A 22,591-nucleotide genomic window follows, 5' to 3' on the forward strand; every position below is an offset into this window, starting at 1 on the left:
CGACCCCCGAGGAGGACGGATGACGATGCCGACCGAGGGATCAACGGTGTCCCCGGAGACCTTCTACGAGCTGAGGAGGTTCTACCTGGACCAGCTCGACGCCCGCGACCGGGGCCTGACCGAGGAGTGGCTCGCGGTCTTCGACGACGACGCGACGATCACCACGAAAGTCCTCGGCGACGGCCGGACCGTGCCGAAGTCGCAGTTCGAGCCCGAGGTCTGGAAGCTGGACGCCTCGTTCCACGAGAAGGGCATCCAGCGCCGCCACTGCGTCCAGGGATTCACCTTCACCCACCGCGGCGACCTGGTCGTCTCCCGGTTCTACGGCCTCTTCCTGGTCGTCGACGCCGAGCGCGGCGCCTGCCTCCAGTCGGCCGCCATGATCTCCGACGTCCTGCGCAGGCACGAGGACACCTGGCGCGTCATGTCCCGGGAGATCGAGCGCGACGACCTCGGCCGCCTGGACACCGCACAACAGAGCGTTCCCCTGGGTTGAGAGAAGGAGCCATGGCAAACACCGTCAACACCAACAACACCGGCAAGGGCCACGCACCGGCCGAATTGTGTTCCCGTATCGACCAGTTCTACGCGATCCAGATGCAGGCGCTGGACGACGGCGACATCGCCGCGTGGGTGGAGACCTTCACAGAGGACGGCGTCTTCGCGTCCAATGGTTTACCGGACCCGATCGAGGGGAGGAGCGGCCTCGCGGCCCTGGGCAACGACGCCGTGGCCCGCCTCGACAAGAGGGGAGCCATCCGAAGGCACTTCGTGTTCAACGTCATCGTCGAACCACTCCCGGAGGGAGTCGTGCGGACGACGTGCTACGTACCGGTCTTCGACACCGTCGACGGCGTCACCACCCTGACCACCAGCACCGTCATGCGCGACGAACTGGTCGGCTCCGCCGGCGGCCTGCGCGTCCGGCACCGCACCGTCACCCGCGACGACCTCCTCGCGGCACCGGGACGGGGGAGCGGCGCATGACGTCCCTGCGAAGCAGCCCGGGCGGGACCGTGCTGGGCCCCGAGGACGCCGGCTACGACGCGGCCCGCAGCGGCGTCCAGCGCACCTACCTGCACCGGCCGTCCGTGATCGTGCGGGCCGGCCGCCCGGCCGACGTCCAGCTCGCGGTCCGCCGCGCCGCCCGGCACGGACTCCCGGTCGCCGTCCAGGCCACCGGCCACGGCCTCAACGTCCCCACCGACGGCGGTGTCCTCATCGACACGACGCCGATGGCCGAGGTCCGCGTCGACCCCGTCTCGCGCACCGCCTGGGCGGCGGCCGGTACCCGCTGGGAGCAGGTGATCGACGCCGCCGCCGGACACGGACTCGCGCCGCTCAGCGGCTCCTCGCCCGACGTCGGCGTCGTCGGCTACACGCTCAGCGGCGGCCTCGGCCTGCTGAGCCGCAGCTTCGGCTACGCCGCCGACCACGTACGCCGCGTGGAGCTGGTCACCGCCGACGGCGAGCTGCGGACCCTGACCCCCGGCGACGACCTGTTCTGGGCGGTGCGGGGCGGCGGCGGCAACTTCGGTGTCGTGACCGGGCTGGAGTTCGCGCTCTTCCCGGTCGACCGGTTCTTCGGCGGCGGCCTGTACTTCGACGCGCCCTACATACCGGCCGTCCTCAAGACGTACCGGGAGTGGACCGAGACGGTGCCGGACGCCATGTGCTCCAGCATCGGCCTCATCCCGATGCCGGACGTGCCCGGTGTGCCGCCGCCCCTGCGCGGCCGGCACCTCGCCCACGTCCGCATCGCCCACCTCGGCACCGTCGAGAGCGGAGAACACCTGGTCGCGCCCCTGCGGGCGCTGGGGCCGCGGCTCGTGGACACCCTCGGCGAGATGCCCTTCACCGCCTCCGGGACGATCCACAACGAGCCGAAGCAGCCGCGGAACTTCTACTGCGCCAACGCGATGCTGAGCGAGTTCGCCCCGTCGGTCCCGGACGCCGTCCTCGACCTGGTCGGCCCCGGCGCCGGGGCCTTCGCGGTGGTGCAGTTCAACCACCTGGGCGCGGCGCTGTCCCGGCCGCCCGAGACGGACAACGCGGTGGGCCACCGCGGCGCCTCGCACGTGCTGCGCGTGGTGACCCTCCCGCGGGGGCCCGGCCACGACCCCGCCCACGACGTGGCCCGCGGCGTGACCCGGACCACGGCGCCCTGGACGCTCGGCCGCTCACCCAACTTCGTCCAGGGCGACGAGCGGGCCCCCGAGCAGACCCGCGAATGCTACGAAGCGTCCGCTTTCCAGCGGCTGGCCGCGCTCAAAGCCGTACACGACCCGGCGAATTTATTTCGATGCAACGTCAACATCCCGCCCGCCGCCCCGGGCGGGGATAAGTTGGTACCACGGCGTCGACCGCACGGCACAGATGATCAGGGCGATGAGATCTTCACGCACAGCTGACTGAAAACAGGGGGTTGCCAAGACCCGCGCCGGGGGTTCAGTGTTTGCGGTCATCGTTTTACCGCCCTCCTGTCTGAATGGTTCAATTTCCGAACAAGATCGGGAGAACACGGGTGGACATTCGCATACTCGGGTCGTTGTCGTTAGCGGAGAACGGCCGCGACGCGACGCCTTCGGCACGCAAACCGAAACAGCTCATCTCGCTCCTGCTGCTGAACGAGGACCGCGTCGTGTCGACGGAATCGCTCATCAGCGAGATCTGGGACACCCGGCCGCCGAGGAGCGTGCAGACCACACTGCAAACCTATGTGGTGCAGGTGCGCAAACTCCTCTCCGAGGCACTCCAGATTCCCGTCGGAAAGGTCGCCAGAAATGTGCTCCTCACCCGGAACGGCGGATACACGCTGATTCTGCGCGACGCGAATTTCGACCTGTACCGCTTCAGGTCGCTGGAACAGGCCGGAATGGACGCCCTGGAGGAAGGGGACGACGCGAGCGCGGTCCGCATCTTCGACCAGGCCCTGGGCCTGTGGCGGGGCAACGTGCTCGCCGACGTCGAGGCCGGGCGGATGCTGGAGCCCGAGGTCGCCCGCCTCGAACAGTCCCGCCTGACGGTCATGGAGTGCCGCCTGGAGATCGAGCTGCGGCGCGGACGCCACCGCCAGTCCCTCGGCGAACTGGCCTCCCTGACCGCCCGCTACGACGACAACGAGAACCTCCACGCCCTGTACATGCTGGCCCTGTACCGGTCCGGCTACCGGGGCAAGGCCCTGGAGAAGTACCGCAGCTTCCACAAGTGGATGCGGGACGAACTGGGCCTGGAACCCTCCCCTCGCCTGCAACGGCTTCACCACGCCGTCCTGGACGGGGACCCCGCCCTCGACGAAGCCGCCGCACGCGAGGACCTCAGCGCCGTCCTGTCGTCCGGCCGCGGCAGATGACGTGCCGCGCCACCGGCCACCACCCAGCGCCGCCCTGGTCCGGGCCCGGGCCAGGGCGGCTGCCGGCTAGTAGTTGCCCAGCCCCCCGCACACGTTCATCGCCTGGGCCGTCACCACGGACGCCTCGTCGCTGACCAGGTAGCCGACCATCGCGGCGACCTCCTCCGGGTCGACGTAACGCCCCATCGGGATCTTCGTGTTGAACTTCGCGAGCACCTCGTCCTCGGAGATGTCCCAGATACCCGCGTAGATCTCGCGCACCCGCTGCGCCATCGGGGTCTCCACATAGCCGGGGCAGACCGCGTTGACGGTGATCCCGGTCTTCGCGAGCTCCAGGCCGAGCGCCTTGGTGAAGCCGACGACCCCGTGTTTCGACGCCGTGTACGGGGCGCCCAGGACGACCCCCTGCTTCCCCCCGGTCGAGGCGATGTTGACGATGCGCCCGCGCGCCAGACCCAGCATCCCGCCGGTCGTCAGAACGCGCTTGGTCATCAAAAACACGCTGTTCAGGTTGGTGTTCACCACATCGAGCCACAGCTCGTCCGGAATGCCCGCCGTCTCGCCGCCGCCGCTGCGGCCGGCGTTGTTGACCAGGACGGAGATCGGCCCGAAACATTTCGCCGCCGTCGCCACCAACTGCTCGATCTGCGCGACATCGGTCACGTCGCACACCGCCCCGTCGGCCTCGTGGCCGTCTTTCCGCAGCCTTTCCACCGTGTCCTTGACCGCGGCGCCGTCACGGCTACAGATGAACACTTTGTGGCCGGTGCGGGCCAGACGATTCGCCGTGGCCAGTCCGATCCCGCTCGTGGCACCCGTGACAAGAGCTGCCCGGGCGATTTCCTGTGCCATCCCTACCTCCAAGGAGATCGCGAGAGGTCGTGCCGGGTTGTGGCACCATCGTCCGCCGTATCCCTTGAATCGATGTCGAGACCTCCTTGAGCTTTCGAGCGGGCGCCCGCCATTCGTTCAAAGATTTCTCGACCGATTCTTGAGACTCGGATACCTATCTTGGAGCTCGCGCAGGCCGGAGAACAGCAGGCCGGAAAAACAAAGGTTGCGAACGGAGTAGGCGATGACGATCCAGGAAAAGGACATCACCGATCACGGTGCGATCATCGGCGTGCGGGAACTCGCGCTCAGCGCCGCGGGAGCGGCAGCACTGCGCGCCGCCGTACGCGTCGGAGTCGCCGAGGAACTCGGCGACCGGCCCAGGACACCGGGGGAACTGGCCGCCGTCCTCGGCGTCGACACCGAGATGCTCGGCCGGCTGCTGCGGGCCCTCGCCCAGCACGGCGTCTTCACCGAGACCGACAACGGGTACGCGCACACCCCGACCTCCCGGCTGCTCAGGGAGAACGACCCCAACAGCCTCAAGTACTACGTCCTGTGGGTCACCGAACCCTGGACCTGGGAACTGTGGCCCCACCTCGAAGAGGCCGTCCGCAACGGCCGCGGCGGCTTCGAGGAGCGGTACGGCACCGACTTCTTCTCCTACCTGCACGCCACCTGGCCCGAGTCCGCCGCCGTCTTCAACAAGGCGCAGACCGAGCTGAGCCGGCTCGCCACCCACGCCGTCGCCGCCGCGCTCGACCTGCGCGGAGTCGGCACACTCGTCGACGTCGCCGGCGGCCACGGATACACCCTGGCCACCCTGCTGGAGAAGAACACGGACCTCAGCGGGGTGCTCTTCGACCTGCCGCCCGTCGTCGCCGAGGCCGACAGCCGGCTGCGCCCCGGAGGGGAACTCGCCGCCCGGGCCCGGATCGTCGGCGGGAGCTGCCTGGAGGGCATACCGGTGGAGGCCGACGCCTACCTCTTCAAGAACATCCTCGAATGGGCCGACGAGAAATCGGTCACCGCCCTGCGCAACGCCGCCCGGGCGGGCCGCCCCGACAGCAGGTTCTTCATCATCACCAACATGATCGACGGCAGTCCCGAGATCAAGTTCACGACAGGAACGGACCTCCTGTTCCTGCTGAACTCCGACGGCAGGAAACACACGACCGACACCATCACCGCCGTCGTCCGCAAGGCGGACCTGCGCGTGGTGGACATGCGGCCCGTGAACTCGTACCTGCACCTCCTGGAGGCGGCACCCTCGACATGAGCGGCATCCTCGAAACGAGCCCGGCCACGGCCCACCCCGACTGGGTGAGGTGCGACGGCTGCGGGACCCTGGTCTACGGCAACCGCTGGCGGCGCGCTCTGCGCTGCTGCCCCGAGTGCGGCCACCACGGCGCGCTCACCGCGTGGGAGCGCCTGCGCCTCCTGCTCGACCCCGGCACCCTCGAACTCCTGCCCTTCCGCGTCACACCGGCCGACCCGCTCGGCTTCACCGACAGCAAGCCCTACCCCCGCCGCCTCGCCGAGGCCAGAGCCAGGACCGGGCTCGACGAGGCCGTGCTCGGCGCCGCGGGCTCCATCGACGGCGCCCCGGTGGTCGTCGCCTGCATGGACTTCCGGTTCCTCGGCGGCAGCCTCGGCTCCGTCGTCGGCGAGATCATCACCCGGATCGGCGACACCGCCCTCGCCCGCCGTACGCCGCTGCTGCTGGTCACCGCCTCCGGGGGCGCCCGCATGCAGGAGGGCGCGCTGTCGCTGATGCAGATGGCCAAGACCAGCGCGATGCTCGCCCGCCTCGACGAGGCCGGCATCCTCACCGTCTCGCTGATCACCGACCCGACGTTCGGCGGGGTCGCCGCCTCGTTCGCCACCCTGTGCGACGTCACCATCGCCGAACCCCGCGCCCGCCTGGGCTTCGCCGGGCGCCGCGTCGTCGAACAGACCATCAAGGAAACCCTCCCGCCGAACTTCCAGACCGCGGAGTTCCTGTACGAGCGCGGCTTCATCGACGTCATCTGCCCCCGCGACCGGCACCGTACGGAACTGGGCAAGCTGCTGCGTACGGCCCTCCCAGGGCGCCGCACCCCCGCGGGCGACCGCGACACCGCCGACGAGGTCGTCGTACGGGACCCGGCGCGGCTCGGCCACGACGACCCGCACGGCGTGGTCCGGCGGGCCCGGCGGATCAGCCGGCCCACCACCCTCGACTACGCCGCCCTCCTCCTGGACGACTTCCGCGAGCTGGCGGGCGACCGGGTCTCCGGGGAGTGCCCCGCCGTCGTCGGCGGTCTCGGACGCCTCGACGGGCGGCTGGTCGTGCTGATCGGCCACCAGAAAGGACACGACCCGGCCGAGCTGGCCCGCCGCAACTACGGCATGCCGAGCCCCGCCGGGTACCGCAAGGCCGCCCGCCTCATGCGGCTCGCCGCCAAGCTCGGGCTCCCCGTCATCACCCTCATCGACACGCCCGGCGCGTTCCCCGGCAAGCAGGCCGAGGAACAGGGGCAGGCCATCGCGATCGCCGAGAACCTCAAGCTCATGGCCGAACTGCCGGTCCCGGTGGTCGCCGTGGTCACCGGGGAGGGCGGCAGCGGCGGCGCGCTCGCCCTCGCCGTCGCCAACCGCGTCCTGATGTGGCAGGACGCGATCTACTCCGTCATCAGCCCCGAAGGCTGCTCGGCGATCCTCTGGCAGGACCCCTCCCAGGCGGCCCGCGCCGCCGAGTCCCTCAAACTGCGCTCCCGGGACCTCCTCGAACTCGGCGTCGTCGACGGAGTCCTCCTCGAACCGGCCGGCGGCGTCGACACCGACCCCGCGGCAGCGGCCCACCGCCTCGGGCTCGCGATCACCTCGACCCTCGACGACCTCGCAGGCCTCCAGGGCGACAAACTCCGCACCGACCGCCACGCCCGCTTCGCCCGGTACGGCGCGGAGTACGTCACCTCGGAACCGACCGGAGACCTCCTACCGGAAGGAGCAACACCGTGACCGCCCTGCGAACGGCCGCCGAGGACTTGGAGACCGAGGGCGCGGACGGCGGGGGCGCCGACGCGGTCGGGGGTGGTGCTGCCGCTGAGCGCAGTGCCGCTGCCGAGCGCCGGGCCCCCGCTGGGGGAGATGGCGCTGCCAGGGAAGATGCCGTCGCCGGGGGAGAAGCCGCCGCCGGAGGCGAGGGTGCCGCCGGGGGTGGTGTTGCCGCTGAGCGCAGTGCCGCTGCCGAGCGCCGGGCCCTTGCCGGGGGAGATGCCGCTGCCGGGGGAGACGGCGCTGCCAGGGGAGATGCCCCCGCCGGGAGAGAAGCCACCACCGGGGGAGCTGGCGTTGCCGGAGGCGAGGGTGCCACCAGGGGTGGTGCTGCCGCAGGACGCCATCCCGCTGCCGAGCGCCATGCCCCTGCCGGAGGCGATGCTCCAGCCGGGGTAGATGCCCCCGGCGCGGGAGATGCCCCCGGCGGGAGAGATGCGGCCGTGGGGAGAGGCGCCCCCGCTGGAGCCGAGGGCGTTGCCGGTGAGCAGGGTGGTGACCTGCTGGAGCGGGTGCGGGACGCTGCCGCTGATCTGCTCGCCGGGTTGCCCGGGACCCCGGCACGGCTGCGGGTCCGGGCCGGGGGCGTCGAACTGGAGTTGGACTGGGCGACCGCGCCTGCGACGCCCGCGCCGGGCCTGGCACCGGCGTTCGCGCCGGCTCTCGTACCCGCCCTGAACCCGGCTGTGAATCCCGGCCTGAACCCGGCCCTGAATCCCGGTCTGAACCCGGCCGTGAACCCAGCCCTGAACCCGGCCGGGAACGGTGGTCTTCCGGTCGTCGGCGTGGGTGCCCCCGCAGCCAGCGCCGGTGTGAGTGCCCCCGTGCCCGCAGCCGGCGCGAGCCTCACCGCGTCCGTCGACGGCGTGAGCGCCCCCGCCCCCCTCGCGACCCTCACTGCCTCCACCGTAGGCACCTTCTTCCGCAGCCCCGAACCCGGTGCGGAGCCCTTCGTGGAGGTCGGGGATCGGGTCGGGGCGGGGCAGCAGGTGGCGATCGTCGAGGTGATGAAGCTGATGATCCCGGTCGAGGCGGACCGGGACGCGGTGATCGCGGAGGTGCTCGCCGGCGATGGGGAGTCCGTCGAGTACGGCCAGCCCCTGTTCGCGCTGGGCCCGGTGGGCTGAGGATGTTCGACACGATCCTCATCGCCAACCGGGGCGAGATCGCGCTGCGGGAGATCCGGGCCTGCAAGGAGCTCGGCATCCGCAGCGTGCTCGCGCACTCCACCCGCGACACGGACAGTCTGCCCGCGCGGCTCGCGGACGAGACGGTCTGCATCGGGCCGCCCCCGGCGAAACAGAGCTATCTGAACGCCGCCGTGATCCTCCAGGCCGCGCTCAACACCGGCGCGCAGGCCGTCCACCCCGGCTACGGCTTCCTCTCCGAGGACGCCGACTTCGCCGAGGCGTGCCGGTCGGCCGGGGTCGTCCTGATCGGCCCGCCGCCGGAGGTGATGGCCGAGCTGGGCAGCAAGGTGAGCGCCCGCAGGCTCATGTCCCGCAGCGGACTCCCGCTGCTGCCCGGCGCCACCGAACCCCTCGACCTCGCCGCCGCCCGCGACCTCGCCGGGCGCATCGGCTACCCGCTGCTGATCAAGGCGGCGGCGGGGGGCGGCGGACGCGGCATGGGCGTGGCGTGGGACGCGGGCGACCTGGCGGAGGTGTTCCGTACGACGCAGGCCACCGCCGCCACCCTGTTCGGCGACGCCCGGGTCTACGCGGAGCGCTACCTGCGCCGCGCCCGCCACGTCGAGGTGCAGATCCTCGCCGACCGGCACGGCAACGTCGTCCACCTCGGGGAGCGGGACTGCTCCATGCAGCGCCGGCACCAGAAGCTCATCGAGGAGTCGCCGGCCCCGGCGCTCCCGGCGGACTTCGTCGCCCGGATCCGCGAGGCCGCGGTCACGGGCGCGCGGGCCGCCGGGTACGAGGGGGCGGGGACCTTCGAGTTCCTGGTCGAAGGCACCGAGGACTTCTACTTCATGGAGGTCAACTGCCGTATCCAGGTGGAGCATCCGGTGACGGAGATGGTCACCGGCATCGACCTGGTCGCCGAGCAGATCCGGATCGCGGCGGGCGAACCCCTGCGGCTGCGCCAGCGGGACGTCGTCCTGAACGGCGCGGCGATCGAGTGCCGCATCAACGCCGAGGACCCGCGCCGCGGCTTCGCCCCCGCGCCCGGCACCATCACCGAACTGAGCCTGCCCGCGGGCCCGTTCGTCCGCGTCGACACCCACGTCCACCCCGGCTGCAAGATCGCGCCGGAGTACGACTCGATGATCGCGAAGATCATCGCCTGGGCCCCCGACCGGGACACCGCCATCGCCCGTATGCGCCGGGCGCTCGGCGAGACCGTCGTACGCGGCGACGGCCTGCACACCACCGCCGGCTTCCTCGACGAGCTGATCGACTCGCCCGCGTTCCGTACGGCGGCGCACACCACGAACCACATCGACACGCTCACCAGCTAGAAGCCTGTGTCACATCCCCGAACGGTCCCTGGACCGGTGGGAGAGGGCGACGCGGACCGCCGCGAGTCCGGCGAACGCGAGCCCGGTGACCGCCATCGCCAGGACGAGGCCGTCCGCCAGCGGTTCCACGAGCCGGCGGACGGCCTCGTCCGCGACGGCCGGGCGCGCCGGCCCGGCCCACTGCGCGACGGCGATCACCAGCCGCGCCGCGCCGGTCGCGAACGTGACCGCCGCGAGGGCGACGGCCAGCGCACGGACCCGGCGCCGGGCGAGGAGCAAGCCCGCGAGCCCCGAGGCGACGGCGGCGGGGACCAGCACGCCGGACACCGTGTCGGTCACCCCCACGGCCTGGGCGGCCCGGTGCAGCGCGGGCTTGCGGATCAGCGTGAACGACAGGTCCAGCTCGGGAGGCAGCACCGACGTCAGCAGCCGGGGCAGCCCCGCCTGCTCCACCGCGACATGGACGGTGATGTCGAGACCGTGGGGCGACAGGCCGAGCAGCGAGTCGTCCCGCAGGACCTCGACCAGCCGCGCGTGGCTCGTGCGCAGCGCCGACGTCCACGCCCAGCGGAAGGCGGGGCTCTCCACGAGGGCCGGGGCCGCGTCGGCCACCATGCCGCGCACCTGCGCCTCGCCGAACGGCAGGGACAGGCCGACCGCGTCGAACAGCTGCCGCTCCGCCTGCTCCCCGATCAGCTTCCCGGCCGCCGGGTCGGCGGGCACCGGCGCCAGCGCCGCCACGAACCCCGAGGTGGACAGGAGGGTGTCCTCGGCCCACCCCGTCGTCTGCCCCAGCACGACCGAACCCGCCGCGCCCGCGATGCACAGACCTGCGGCGCAGGCCCGCAACCGGAGACGCAGCGGGGAGGGCATCGGTGTCAGGAGCCGCGCTTCTTGTCGGTCAGGACCGTCAGTACCGGGCCCTGGTCGTCGGCCGGGCCACGGACCTGCCCGCCGCCGGCCGGGCCGTCGGCCGGCCCCTCGACGGAGACGTGCGGCAGGATCCGGTCGAGCCACGCGGGCAGGTACCAGTTCCACTTCCCGCACAGCTGCATGGCCGCCGGCACGAGGATCGTCCGCACCACCAGCGCGTCCAGCAGGATGGCCGCCGCCACCCCGAGCCCGAACTCGGCGATGATCCGCATCCCGGCGAACACGAAGGCCGTGAACACACAGATCATGATGATCGCGACGGCCGTGATGATCTGCCCCGTGGCGGCCTGCCCGCGCCGCACCGCGAGGTTGTTGTCGCCGGTGTGCAGCCACTCCTCGTGGATCCGGCTGACCAGGAACACCTCGTAGTCCATCGAGAGACCGAACAGGACGGCCAGCATCATCGGTGGCAGGAACGACTCCACCGGCCCCGCGGGCCCCGCGCCCAGCGCGGACGAACCCCAGCCCCACTGGAAGACCGCGACGGCGACCCCGAACCCGGCACCCGCCGACAGCAGGTTCATGACCGCCGCCGTGAGCGGGATGAGGATGCTGCGGAACGCCAGCATCAGCAGCAGACAGCCCAGCAGGACGACGATGGTCACGAACAGCGGCATCTTCCCGGCCAGCGCCGCCGCGAAGTCCTTGTGCACGGCGGTCAGCCCGCCCACGTACACGTCGAGCCCGTTCTTCTCGTACGCCGGGATCACGCGGTCGCGCAGCGTGTCGATGAGTTTCGAGGTCTGTTCCGACTGCGGGGAGTCCGTCGGGATGACCTGCATGACCCGCACCGTCGCGCCGGGCTCGGCGGGCGGGGTCCGCACGGACACGACGCCCTCGACGGTCCCGATCTTCTGCCCCAGCTGCGTGAAGTCGTCGGCGGCCTGCGTGGACGGGACCTTCGCCACGAGTTGCAGCGGGCCGTTGTGCCCGGGGCCGAACCCGTCGGCGAGCAGGTCGTACGCCTGCCGTGTGGTCGTGCTCGTCGAGTTGTTCCCGGCGTCGGAGGAGCCGAGCCGCATCGAGAAGAACGGGATCACCAGCACCAGCATCGCCACCGTCGCGGCGATCGTCAGCGGCACCGGACGCTTCTGCACGAACCCGGCCCAGCGCTCCCACCGGTTGGAGACCTGCGCCTCGACCGGCCCCTCGCGCCGCAGCCGCTCGCGCTGGCGGCGGCTGAGCACCCGCATCTTGAACAGCCCGAACAGCGCGGGCAGCAGCGTCACCGCGACCGCGACCGCGAACACCACCATGATCGCCGCCGACAGTCCGATCCCGGACAGGATGCTGAAGCCCAGCATGAGCAGGCCGAGCATCGCGACCGCGACCGTGCCGCCCGCGAAGATGACCGCCCGGCCCGAGGTGTTCAGGGCCGTCGCCGTCGCCTCCTCCGGACTGAGCCCCGCCCGCACGCCGGTGCGGTAGCGGGCGACGATGAACAGCGCGTAGTCGATGCCGACGCCCAGGCCGATGAACGCGGCGATGATCGGCGCGGTGCTCGGCACGCTCATCACCCGGGTGAGCAGGTCGATCGAGAAGATCGCGCTGCCCAGCGCGAGGACCGCCGCGAGCAGCGGGATCGCCATCGCCACGAACGACCCGAACGCGAACAGCATGACGATCGCCGCCGCCAGCAGCCCGATCAGCTCACTGGCCGACGTCGACGGCTTGTCCAGCTGCCCGATCGCCGCCCCGCCGAACTCCACCCGCAGGGTGTCGCTGCGCAGCTCCGAACCCAGGTCCACGACCTTCTGGATGTTGTCCTTGTCCAGGCTCTGGCTCTGCTTGGTGAAGGTGACCGTCGCGTAGGCGGTCCGGCCGTCGCGGCTGACCTGCGCCGCGCCCTGCGGGCCGAACGGGCTGGTCACCGCGCCGACCTCGGGCACCTCGGCGACCTCGGCGAGCATCCGGTCCACCTCGGCCTCGACGGCCGGATCGGTTACCTTGCCGCTCTTCGCGTGCAGCACGATCGTGCTCGCGTCGCCCGAGGTGCGCTTGAACTGGCTCTCCAGCAGTTCCACGGCCTTGGTCGACTCGGTGCCGGGCAGCGTGTACTCCTCCGAGAAGGAGGCACCGCCCGCGGCACGCATGCCGCCCACCAGGATCGCGAGGAGCAGCAGCCACCCGCCGATGACGATCAACCGGTGCCTGAAGCACCACCGCGCGATGCCGCTCATCGATGTCCGCCCGGGAGCTCGATCCGATGGTTGTCGAAATGGAGCACAACTCTGCTTTCGTGACGTAGGTCGGGCCCGGCGCGCCTGTGCGCCGCACGGTCGCCGATCCCTGTCCGGCAGACCTTCCCGCAGCTCACAGCCTGCCCGTGGGCGGGTCCCGGTGTCGTCGGGTCCCGGTTCGATCCCGGTGTCCGGCCAGGGGGGTACGGACTGCCGGTGTACATCGCTGGATGTACACGCGGGTACGACCCTGAGCCGACGGCCGCCCACCGCCGGGCGCCAGTCGTCCGGTTCGGCGGGCAGGGCGCGTACGGCCTTGTACGGTGGGTTCCCGTGATGCCTTTCCCGACGTCCGTATCCGGAGGCCGGCTATGACGATCCGGGTGGTCGTGGCCGACGACCACACCCTCGTACGGGCCGGTTTCAGCGTGCTCGTGAACGCCTCGGCGGACATGGAGGTCGTCGCCGAGACCAGCACCGGCCGCGACACCGTGGCCGCCGGCCGGGCGCACCTGCCCGACATCGTCCTGATGGACGTCCGGATGCCCGACATGGACGGCATCGAGGCGACCCGGCAGCTCCTGGACGACCCGGCGACCGAGTCCATCCGGGTCGTCATCCTCACGACCTTCGACCTCGACGAGTACGTGTTCGCCGCCCTCAAGGCCGGTGCCAGCGGGTTCCTCCTCAAGGACACGCCGCCGGAGAAGCTCCTCGCGGGCATCCGTACGGTCGCCGCGGGCGAGGCCCTCCTCGCGCCGAGCGTGACCCGGCGCCTCATCCGCGACTTCGTCAACCGGCCCGCCCTCGGCGCGGGCATCTCACCGGCCCTCCTCGAACCGCTCACCGAACGCGAGCTGGAGGTCCTCGCGCACGTCGCCGCCGGACACTCCAACGCGGACATCAGCGGCCGGCTCCACATCAGCGTCGCCACCGTGAAGACCCACGTCAGCCGCCTCTTCAGCAAGCTCGACGCCCACGACCGGGCCCAACTCGTCGTGATCGCCTACGAGACGGGCCTGGTCGAACAGGTCCGGCGCCAGCAGACGGGCGGAGGTCACAGGCCGTAGCGGCCCCTCGTTCACGGCCCCTCGTTCACAGCCCCTTGAAGAAGTGTGACGTCGCCACGAGCACCGTGTGCTCGTCCGCCCCGATCGTCCCCTGCGCGCGCAGCCGCTCGTATGCCGCGAACACGGTCACGCTGCTGCGCTCCCACACGTGGCCCCGCCCGCACAGCCGGGCGTACCACGCGTCGGCCGTGTCGGAGGAGACGACGACCGCCGAGCCGCCCGACAGGGTCACCGCCCGGTGTGCCTGGACCGTCGTCGTGTGCCCGGCGATGGAGGACAGCCGGCCGCTGTCGCCGGGGAAGTGGCCGCCGACGGGTGCCCCGGCGAGGACGGCGGCGAGCCGGGGGAAGGGCTCCACGAGGTGCAGGCGGGGCGGCGGCGTCCCCGGCAGTTCGGCGAAGCCCCGGTGGATGCCCCAGGCGAGGTCGCCCCGGCTGGTGGGGACGACGACGTGCCGGACCTCCTCGGCCGCCTGAGCGGCGATCTCCCAGGCGATCCGCTTGTATCCCTCGATGCCGACGGGGTGGCAGCCGACGAAGGGTTCGGCGATGTTGGAGACGGCCAGCGTGTCCGGCCGCGCGGCCGACTCCCGGATCAGGGCGACGCGTTCGGCGTCCGTGTCGAACAGGCGCAGGTCGGCCCCGAGGTCGGCGATCCGCTCGCGCACCGGCTCCGGGAGCCGCGTGTACCCGGCGACCGTGCACCGCAGCCCGGCGGCTGCGGCGTACGCGGCCAGCGCGAGCCCGGCGTTGCCCGAGGAGCTGATGGCGACGCGCTCGTACCCGGACGCGGCGGCGTGCGCGACGGCCATCGCCGCGAACCGGTCCTTGTGCGAGCCGGTCGGGTTCGCGGCCTCGTTCTTGACGGACGCGCCCGCCAGCCACGGCAGCCGCAGCAGCGGGGTGTCGCCCTCGCCCAGTCCGGGCACCGTGTCGTACGGCAGCCGCTCGGTCGGGGGCGTCGTCTCCTCGTACACGCAGAACAGGTTGGCGTTGCGGCCTGCCGTGTCGCAGTCGGGGCAGCCCCGGGGGTGGTCCGCGAGGGGGAAGCGGGCCGCGCACTGCACGCACTCCAGGTGGGACAGGGTCACGAGGGCCTCCGGGGGCGCAGGGTCAGGACACGGGCCGTACGGTCCGGCGGCCCTTCCAGCGGGACCGGGTAGAGCCGCCCCGCCGCGTGCAGCGGGGTCTGGTCCTCGTAGTGCGGTGAGCGCGGATGCCCCGAACTGCCGTGCCGCAGCACGTCCCACAGCCGGGGCCCGTCCGGCCGCAGCTCGGCGACGAACCGCCAGGGCGCCCCCTCCACCACCGTCCCCTCCCGGTCGGGCGTCATCAGCCCCACCGAGTGCCCGCTCCCCCCGACTGGTGTGGTGACCCCACCGAACAGCACGGGGACGGCCTTGGCCAGCGCGTGCCGGTCCCGGACGCGGTGGACGCGGTCGTGGCGCCAGCGCGCGGGCTCCGGCCCCTGCTCCTCGGCGATCCACGCGGCGGCCTCGGCCAGCGCGCGGCCCACGGTCGCCGGGAGCGGGGTGTCGTCGCCCAGCCGCGTCCGCGCCTCGGGGGAGGTGATGAGGTGGTCGACCTGGAGGGTGACGTCCGGCATCGCGGCGGCCAGGTCCGCGCCGAGCCGGTCGTACACCCAGTGGTCGGTGAGCTTCTGGAGGAGGCGGAAGAAGACCAGCGGCGCGGCCTCGCCGGGGTGCGCGTGGCCGTCCCAGTCCGTGAGGAGGCGGTGGCAGGCCGCCGGGAGCGGCTCGGCGGGGGGCGCCTCGGCGAGGGCCGCGAGCAGGGTGGGCAGGATACGGCGGGCCCGGCCGTCGCGGGTGTCGTTCTGCCAGGCGGCGCAGGTCTCCGGGGTGATCCGGGGCGCCGTGGTGATCAGCTCCTCGATGCGCTGCGCCCGGTAGGGGGCGACCCAGTCGGCGCCGACGTCCCGGGGGTCGTCGTCGGGGAGCATCCGGTGGTTCGCGGAGACGACGTGGCCCCGCTCGGGGTCGGTCTCCTCGGGGAGGTCGTCGAAGTCCAGGAAGCCCTTCCAGGACACGGCCACCCGGTCGTGCTCGCCGGGGGTACGCCCGCTGCCGGGGAGGCGTGCGGGGACGCGGCCCGCCGTCTTCAGGGAGACCGTGCCGTCCTGGCAGGCCCAGACGACGTTCAGGACCGGCACGCCGAAGGCCCGCAGGGCGTCGCGGAACTCGCCGGGGGCCGTCGCGCGCCACATCGACTGGCAGGCGGCGATCTCCACGGACGGTTCGAAGCCGCTCCAGTACAGGCCGTAGCGGGTGTCGGTGCCGGGCGGGTCCAGTTCGACGTACCCGTCTCCGCCCGCCGACCTGACGGTGACCGGGGCGCCGCCCCGGACCGTGACCGTGCTGTCCTCCCGCCAGCGGGGCGGCTCGGGGGGCAGGGTGCACAGGTCCTGCGTGTCGACGGTCGCGTTGGTGATGCCCCAGGCGAGGCGGCGGTTGGCGCCGGCGATGAGGCCGGGGACACCGGGGACGGTCACGCCGTAGCCGTGTTCGTCGTCCCGGCCGCCGTCCCGGCCCGTGAGCGCCAGGCCCGTCTGGTACCAGGTGCTCGGCTGGGTGAACGGGATGTGCGGGTCGTTCGCGAGGATCGGGTGGCCCGAGGCGGTGAGGGCGCCGGAGACGGCCCAGGCGTTCGAGCCGATGGGGTGCTCGCCGTCGAGGAGCCCGTCGAGCCAGCGCCGGGAGGCGGGCGGCAGGGCGGCGGTGGCCGGGGGAGGGGCGTACGCGCGGGGTGCCGTGTGGCGCGTGGTGCCGCTGCGGACCGTCACCGCCCCGTCCGCCGGATACCGGGGCTCCCCGAACGCGGCCACGTACTCGGGGTGTTCGGCGGCGAGCCGGGCCCGGAACGTCTCGTTCTTGATGTTGACCGCGAGGTCGAAGCCCAGGTGCTTGACGATGAGGACGGAGTCCAGCGGCGTCCACGGCTCGGGCCGGTAGCGCAGGAGGGCGAACTCGACGGGGAGGCCGCCGCGCCGCCGCATACGGTGGACGGCCGTGTTCACGCCGGCGCTGAACGCGTCGAGGGCGGCCCGGTGACGGGGGTCCAGGAGCCGTTCGGAGCGGCGGGCGACCCGGGTGAGCGCGAGCTTGCGGACCCGCACGTCCTCCTGGAGCGTCACCGCCCCGAACAGCTCGGACAGCCGCCCCCGAGCCCTGCGGCGCAGCACGTCCATCTGCCAGAGCCGGTCCTGGGCCTGCGCGAACCCGGCGGCGAAGTACAGGTCGGCCTCGTCACGGGCGCGTATCCACGGCACCCCGCGCAGGTCGCGCCGGATCTCCGCGCCCCGCGCCAGCCCGGGCAGGCTCAGCGTCCCCTCGTCGACATGCGCCCAGCGACTGGGCAGGGCCGCCGCCGTCAGCGCGCGGCCGATCAGGCGTTCACGCCGGTTCACGCGTCTCCTCCTGCTGGGCCGGCGCCGCGATGCCGGGGACGCGGCGGCCGACGAGTACGTAGATGGCGACGCTGACCAGCGCCAGGGAACCCACCCCGAGGAACATGGCCGTCCCGCCGAAGCCGGTCAGCAGCAGCCCGCCCGCCGAGGGGCCGACGAACCCGCCGAACTGGGCGAAGGTCTGGGCGCCGAAGTAGCTGCCCCGGCTGGTCTCGGGCGCGATCCGGTCGATGATCGCGAACTCGGCGGGCACGATGAACGTCTCGCCGACCGAGAAGACCACCATCGCCACCACGAACTGCCAGGTCTCCCGCGAGGCGGCGAATCCGGCCATCCCCGCGAACAGCAGCAGCCCGCCGAGGATGATCGACGTCACCGGGTCCCGCTTGCCCGAGAACCGCGAGGCGATCATCTGGAAGCCGACGACGGTCACGGCGTTGGTGGTCAGCAGGTAGCCGAGGATCGTCGTCCCGTCGTGGAAGCCGATCGCGAGGTGCTGGGCGAGCAGCGCCGAGATCTTCCCGTGCACGGACTCCAGGAGCAGCCCGGCGACGATGAACCACAGCAGGCGCCGGTCGGTGGCCACGACGCGCGCGCTGTCGCGCAGCCCGCGCAGCACCGACCCGAACCGCTCGCCCTGCCCGCCGGTGTCCTTCGCCGCCCGCGCGCCCGGGTTGAACAGCAGCGTCAGCCCGAGCAGCGCGAGGTAGCCGGTGTACACGGCCGCCGAGATCAGGAACGCGGTCCGCCCGCCGGACAGGCCCGCGAAACCGCCGACCAGCGGCCCCACGGCGAAGCCGACGTTCAGCGCGAGGTACTGGTACGAGAACCACTTGACCCGTTTCTCGTCCGGCAGCACGTCGCTGAGCATCGCCTTGCCGACCGGCCCGAACGACGCCGCGCTCATCGACAGCGCCGCGTTGCACGCGAACACGGCCAGGATGTGGTGGCTGACGTAGAAGCCGAGGAACGACGCGACGACGCCGAGCAGGGAGAGCAGCAGCAGCCGGGGCCGGCCCAGGATGTCGGAGAGGGAGCCGCCGACGAACCCGGCGAGCACCGAGAAGAACACCGACGAACCGACGATCAGACCGACCGTCGAGGGATCGAGGCCCAGCTCCCGGCGCAGGAACACCGCGAGGAACGGGACGGTGAACGAGTTCGCCAGGCTCATGATCCCCGAACCGACGATCAGCAGCCTCGCGATGAACGGGGGCGAGGCGGTGGTGCGCGTCATCGTGGACGGTGTCCCTTCACGGCGTCGTGGGGGGTCTGGAACCGGTGCATCAGCTCGGACAGCGTCCCGGTTGCCGGTTTGCGCAACAACCCCTCGTGATCAGTTGCAATCTTCTCGCAACTAATCTCCATGTTCAAAAGAGGTGCCCAGTCGGCTGTCAGGTCGCCCCGCCCGGCGTTCTCCGTCGCCTCCACCAGCAGCACGGGTACGTCGCCGAGCCCGCCGGACTCCGGCCACTCCAGGGCCGCCAGCCGTACGTAGTCCGCGAACGCGTCCCGCAGCGGGCCGCCGAGCAGTTCGGCCGCCTCGCCCATCCGCCGCTCGACCCGGTCGAGGACCTCGGGCTCCGGGAGGGTGGCCAGCTCCTCCAGGACGGTCGCCGCGTGCTCGGCGCCGACCGAGGGGAACGCCGCCGCGAGGCTGCCGAGGAAGTACGCGAGCAGTTTCTCGCGGGGCTCGGACAGCTCGGTGCGCAGGGCCTTCGGGGCGAGGGCGTCCAGCAGGACCAGGGACAGGACCCGGTCGCCGTGGTCCACCAGACGCCGGGCGACCTCGTAGGCGAGGGCCCCGCCGAAGGAGTGGCCCACGAGGTGGACCGGGCGGCCCGACGCCTCCGCCGCGATGGCCTGTGCGCAGGCCTCCGCCAGCACGGGGACGGTCAGGGCATCGCCGTGCGCTCGGGCCAGCTCCCTGGTGGACAGGGCGTGGAAGGACCGCTCCGGGAAGTGGGCGGAGAGCTGGGCGTACGAGGGGGCCAGGCCCAGGATGCCGGGGAAGGCGAAGACCGGGGGCGGGCCGTCGGGGCGGGAGCGCAGGGGGAGCAGGACATCCGGTGTCTCCCGCGCCGGGGGCATCGAGGTGAGCAGTTCGTCGAGCGGCGTGTGCGGGGCACCCGTGACGCGGTCCAGCAGCTCCGCGAACTCCGCCGCCATCCCCTCGACCGTCCCCCGGTCGAACAGGTCCGTGTTGTAACGCCAGGTGAGCCGGAAACCGCCGTCCCGCTCCTCGGTGGCGTCCAGCACCAGGTCCGTCTTGGCCTCCTGCCCCGGCAGCCGGACGGCCGTCACCGTCAGGCCGTCCAGGCTCAGCGGCACGGTCTCGTTGTTCTGGACCACCAGCATCAGCTGGAACAGCGGGGAGTGGCGCGCGGTGCGCTCGGGGTTGAGCCGCCTGACCAGCTCCTCGAAGGGGACGTGCCCGCGTTCGAGGTCGCGCAGGGTCTGGTCGCGGACCTGGGCCAGCAGATCGGCGACGGTCCCGGTGCCGGGGACCCGGGTGCGCAGCACCACCGTGTTGACGAACATGCCGATCACGTCGTCGAAGTCGGTGCCCGGCCGGTTGGCGACCGGCGTGCCGACCACGACGTCCGGGTCCTTGCCCCGCCGGGCGACGAAGAGCGCGAAGGCGGCCTGGAGCAGCATGAACACGGTGACGTCCGCCGCCCGCGCCGCCCGCGTGAGGCCACCGCCCACCCGGCGGACCACGGTGTCCCCGTGGTACGTCATCCGCTCGGGCCGCTCCCGGTCCAGCGGCAGCGCGTGCTCGGCGGGCAGGTCGGCGAGCCGCCCCTCCCAGTAGCCGACGTCGTCCCGCGCGGCCGGCGTGCCGAGCCACTCCCGCACGCTGTGGGCGTAGTCGGCGTACGTCGCCGCGAGCGGCGGCAGCGGGTCGCCCGGCGCCCGCTCGGCGAAGTGGGCGTACAGCACGCCCAGTTCACGGCCGAGGACGGCGTTGGACCACCCGTCACCGGCCACGTGGTGCAGCGTCACCAGCAGCCCGTGCACCCGCTCCCCGAACCGCACCACCCGCACCCGCAGGGGCAGGTCCCGCTCCAGGTCGAAGGGCCGGGCGGCCTCCTCGGCCGCCAGCTCCTCGACGACCCGCCGCACATCGGTTCCGGCCGCCTCCTCCACCGGCACCCGCACCCGCTCGGCGGGCAGCGCGACCGCCACGACCTCGCCGTCCTCCAGCCGCAGCAGACTCCGCAGCGGAACATGCCGGCCGGCCAGCGCGACGAACGCCCGCTCCAGCGCGGGCACGTCCAGCGCGCCCTCCAGCACCAGTGACATGTGCAGGTTGTACGCGGAGCTGTCCGGCTCCATCCGCGACAGGAAGTACAGCCGCTGCTGAGCCGAGGTCGCCGGCCGCCGCTCCTGGTCCGGCGCCCGCAGGACCGGCAGCACCGGCCCGCCGTCCGGCTCCCGTTCGCGTACGGCGGCGGCCAGCGCCCGCGCGGTCGGCTCGCGCAGGAAGTCCCGCAGGGCGACGCTCACCCCGAAGTCGGTGCGGACACGGGCCAGCAGCCGGGTCGCGAGCAGGGAGTGGCCGCCCAGGTCGAAGAAGCCGTCGGTGGGGGTGATCCGGCCGCCGGGGAGCAGGTCGGACATGGCGGCGAGAATCCGGGCGACCACCGGGTCGGAGGCCGAACGGTCCGAGTCGTCCGGCGCGTCCGGGACGGCCACGGTGTCGTCCGGCACCGGGTCCGGCAGGGCGCGGCGGTCCAGCTTGCCGTTGTGGGTGAGGGGGAGCGCGTCGAGGGGGACGAACACACCGGGCAGCATGTACTCGGGGAGCACCCGGGCCAGGCGCCGCCGCAGCTCGGCGGGTGTGACGCCGGCCCCCTCGGGGACGACGTACGCGACGAGCGCGCGGCCCAGCTTCGGCAGCTCCCGGGCGACGACCGCCGCCTCGGTCACCCCCTCCAGCGCGCGCAACGCGCCCTCCACCTCGCCGAGTTCGATGCGGAAGCCCCGGATCTTGACCTGGTCGTCCTTGCGGCCGTGGTAGACGAACTCCCCGTCCGGCAGGAGCCGGGCCAGGTCGCCCGACCGGTAGCCGCGCCCCCGCCCGCCGGGCAGCTCCACGAACCGCTCCCGGGTCAGGTCGGGGCGGCCGAGGTAGCCGAGGGCCACCCCGGGCCCGGTCACCACGATCTCGCCGGTCTCCCCGGCCGGCACCGGCGCCAGCTGCTCGTCCAGGAGCAGGAACTCCAGGTCGGGCAGCGGGCGCCCGATCAGCGAAAGACCCCGGTCCAGGTCGGCGCGCCGCACCCGCCGGAAGGAGGCGTGGACGGTCGTCTCGGTGATCCCGTACATGTTGACCAGGGCCGGGGCGTCGTCGCCGTACTTGTCCGCCCAGCGTTTCAGGTCGGAGAAGTGCAGGGCCTCCCCGCCGAACACGACCCAGCGCAGCGGGAGCCGTTCGGGGTGGCGGACGTCCTCGGCGGCGAGCTGGTTGAAGGCGGTCGGCGTCTGGCTGAGCACCGTCACCCGCTCCTCGCGCAGCAGCGCGCGGAAGGCCACCGGGTCCTGGGCGGTCGCCTTGGGGACGACGACGAGCGTGCCGCCGTACAGCAGGGCGCCCCACATCTCCCACACCGACACGTCGAACGCGAAGGAGTGGAACAGCGACCACACGTCCTCGGGCCCGAACCCGTAGTGCTCCTCGCTGCTGCTGAACAGCCGCAGCACGTTCCCGTGGGTGACCTGGACGCCCTTGGGGCGGCCGGTGGTGCCCGAGGTGAAGATGACGTACGCCCGGCTGTCCCGGCCGGCGGACGCGGCGCCCGGGGCGCCGTCCCCGGCCGGCAGCGACGCGTCCACGCGCAGGACGGTCCGCGCGCCGGGCAGCCCGGCCAGGTCACCGGACGTGACCACCACCGCCGGGTCCGCGTCCTGGAGGATCACGTCGAGCCGGGCGCGCGGCGTCGCCGGGTCCAGCGGGACATAGCAGCAGCCGACGCGCAGCACGGCGAGCGCGGCGGCGACCATGTCCGCCGACCGCTCCAGCAGGATGCCCACCGGGCGTGCCGGGTCGGCCCCCGACGCCCGCAGAGCGCCCGCGAGTTCGGCCGCCCGCTCGTCCAGCTGCCGGTACGTCAGCGACTGGCGCCCGCAGCGGACGGCCACCCGGTCGCCGTACGCCCGCACGGCGGCGGCGAACGCCTCGGTCAGCGATCCGGCGCGGGACACGACGGACGTGTCCCGCACGGGAGTCGTGCGCAGGGCGACCCGGCGGCGCAGTTGTTCCACACGGTCCTTGTTCATCGGAGTC

Annotated in this window: 17 protein-coding genes; 10 read left to right on the forward strand and 7 right to left on the reverse strand. The window is 72.6% G+C overall.

Annotation, left to right across the window (positions count from 1 at the left end; genetic code table 11):
- The first annotated feature begins 19 nt into the window (after positions 1-19).
- The 4 genes from PV682_RS03960 to PV682_RS03975 all read left to right on the forward strand — a co-directional run bounded on the left by PV682_RS03960 (position 20) and on the right by PV682_RS03975 (position 3,352).
- Positions 20-496 (forward strand): nuclear transport factor 2 family protein, encoded by a 477-nt coding sequence (locus tag PV682_RS03960; protein ID WP_319724011.1) that lies wholly within the window; start codon positions 20-22, stop codon positions 494-496.
- Between the two features lie 11 nt (positions 497-507).
- Positions 508-987, forward strand: coding sequence for a nuclear transport factor 2 family protein (locus tag PV682_RS03965; protein ID WP_319724013.1), 480 nt, complete (start codon positions 508-510; stop codon positions 985-987).
- Entirely contained in the window at positions 984-2,411 is a 1,428-nt protein-coding gene (locus tag PV682_RS03970; protein ID WP_319724015.1) for an FAD-binding oxidoreductase, read from the forward strand. The genes PV682_RS03965 and PV682_RS03970 overlap by 4 nt, the downstream gene beginning before the upstream one ends.
- Positions 2,412-2,548: 137 nt before the next feature.
- Complete coding sequence (locus tag PV682_RS03975) at positions 2,549-3,352, forward strand: AfsR/SARP family transcriptional regulator (protein WP_319724017.1); 804 nt, start codon at positions 2,549-2,551, stop codon at positions 3,350-3,352.
- 66 nt (positions 3,353-3,418) lie between these two features.
- On the opposite strand, the gene fabG is transcribed toward PV682_RS03975, so the two are convergent.
- On the reverse strand, positions 3,419-4,204 hold the full coding sequence (fabG, locus tag PV682_RS03980) for a 3-oxoacyl-ACP reductase FabG (RefSeq protein ID WP_055719638.1): 786 nt from the start codon (positions 4,202-4,204) through the stop codon (positions 3,419-3,421).
- Positions 4,205-4,427: 223 nt separating this feature from the next.
- Between fabG and PV682_RS03985 the strand changes: the two genes are divergently transcribed.
- The 5 genes from PV682_RS03985 to PV682_RS04005 all read left to right on the forward strand — a co-directional run bounded on the left by PV682_RS03985 (position 4,428) and on the right by PV682_RS04005 (position 9,695).
- Positions 4,428-5,462, forward strand: a complete 1,035-nt coding sequence (locus tag PV682_RS03985) for a methyltransferase (protein WP_319724021.1) — start codon at positions 4,428-4,430, stop codon at positions 5,460-5,462.
- The gene (accD, locus tag PV682_RS03990; protein ID WP_319724023.1) at positions 5,459-7,186 is read left to right on the forward strand and encodes an acetyl-CoA carboxylase, carboxyltransferase subunit beta; all 1,728 of its coding nucleotides are present in this window, start codon (positions 5,459-5,461) and stop codon (positions 7,184-7,186) included. The genes PV682_RS03985 and accD overlap by 4 nt, the downstream gene beginning before the upstream one ends.
- Positions 7,187-7,258: 72 nt before the next feature.
- Positions 7,259-7,621, forward strand: a complete 363-nt coding sequence (locus tag PV682_RS03995) for a hypothetical protein (protein WP_319724025.1) — start codon at positions 7,259-7,261, stop codon at positions 7,619-7,621.
- Positions 7,622-7,665: 44 nt separating this feature from the next.
- On the forward strand, positions 7,666-8,349 hold the full coding sequence (locus PV682_RS04000) for an acetyl-CoA carboxylase biotin carboxyl carrier protein (RefSeq protein WP_319724027.1): 684 nt from the start codon (positions 7,666-7,668) through the stop codon (positions 8,347-8,349).
- Between the two features lie 2 nt (positions 8,350-8,351).
- Positions 8,352-9,695, forward strand: a complete 1,344-nt coding sequence (locus PV682_RS04005; protein ID WP_319724029.1) for an acetyl-CoA carboxylase biotin carboxylase subunit — start codon at positions 8,352-8,354, stop codon at positions 9,693-9,695.
- Between the two features lie 9 nt (positions 9,696-9,704).
- Here PV682_RS04005 and PV682_RS04010 read toward each other — a convergent pair whose 3' ends face one another.
- Together PV682_RS04010 and PV682_RS04015 are read right to left on the reverse strand one after the other, a co-directional pair.
- Entirely contained in the window at positions 9,705-10,568 is an 864-nt protein-coding gene (locus PV682_RS04010) for a hypothetical protein (protein ID WP_319724031.1), read from the reverse strand.
- A gap of 5 nt (positions 10,569-10,573) precedes the next feature.
- On the reverse strand, positions 10,574-12,808 hold the full coding sequence (locus tag PV682_RS04015) for an MMPL family transporter (RefSeq protein WP_319724033.1): 2,235 nt from the start codon (positions 12,806-12,808) through the stop codon (positions 10,574-10,576).
- 371 nt (positions 12,809-13,179) lie between these two features.
- Between PV682_RS04015 and PV682_RS04020 the strand changes: the two genes are divergently transcribed.
- Positions 13,180-13,878: a response regulator transcription factor gene (locus tag PV682_RS04020; protein WP_319724035.1), complete on the forward strand. Its 699-nt coding sequence runs from the start codon at positions 13,180-13,182 to the stop codon at positions 13,876-13,878.
- Between the two features lie 25 nt (positions 13,879-13,903).
- On the opposite strand, the gene PV682_RS04025 is transcribed toward PV682_RS04020, so the two are convergent.
- The 4 genes from PV682_RS04025 to PV682_RS04040 are packed head-to-tail and all read right to left on the reverse strand — an operon-like array spanning position 13,904 to position 22,584.
- Positions 13,904-14,968: a threonine synthase gene (locus PV682_RS04025; RefSeq protein ID WP_319724037.1), complete on the reverse strand. Its 1,065-nt coding sequence runs from the start codon at positions 14,966-14,968 to the stop codon at positions 13,904-13,906.
- Positions 14,965-17,301, reverse strand: coding sequence for a penicillin acylase family protein (locus PV682_RS04030; RefSeq protein ID WP_319724039.1), 2,337 nt, complete (start codon positions 17,299-17,301; stop codon positions 14,965-14,967). The genes PV682_RS04025 and PV682_RS04030 overlap by 4 nt, the downstream gene beginning before the upstream one ends.
- Entirely contained in the window at positions 17,288-18,538 is a 1,251-nt protein-coding gene (locus PV682_RS04035; protein ID WP_319724041.1) for an MFS transporter, read from the reverse strand. Before PV682_RS04035 ends, PV682_RS04030 begins: the two co-directional genes overlap by 14 nt.
- Entirely contained in the window at positions 18,535-22,584 is a 4,050-nt protein-coding gene (locus tag PV682_RS04040; RefSeq protein ID WP_319724043.1) for an amino acid adenylation domain-containing protein, read from the reverse strand. The genes PV682_RS04035 and PV682_RS04040 overlap by 4 nt, the downstream gene beginning before the upstream one ends.
- Positions 22,585-22,591: the final 7 nt, after the last annotated feature.

The organism is Streptomyces niveiscabiei (assembly GCF_033794345.1).
Taxonomy (GTDB): domain Bacteria; phylum Actinomycetota; class Actinomycetes; order Streptomycetales; family Streptomycetaceae; genus Streptomyces; species Streptomyces niveiscabiei.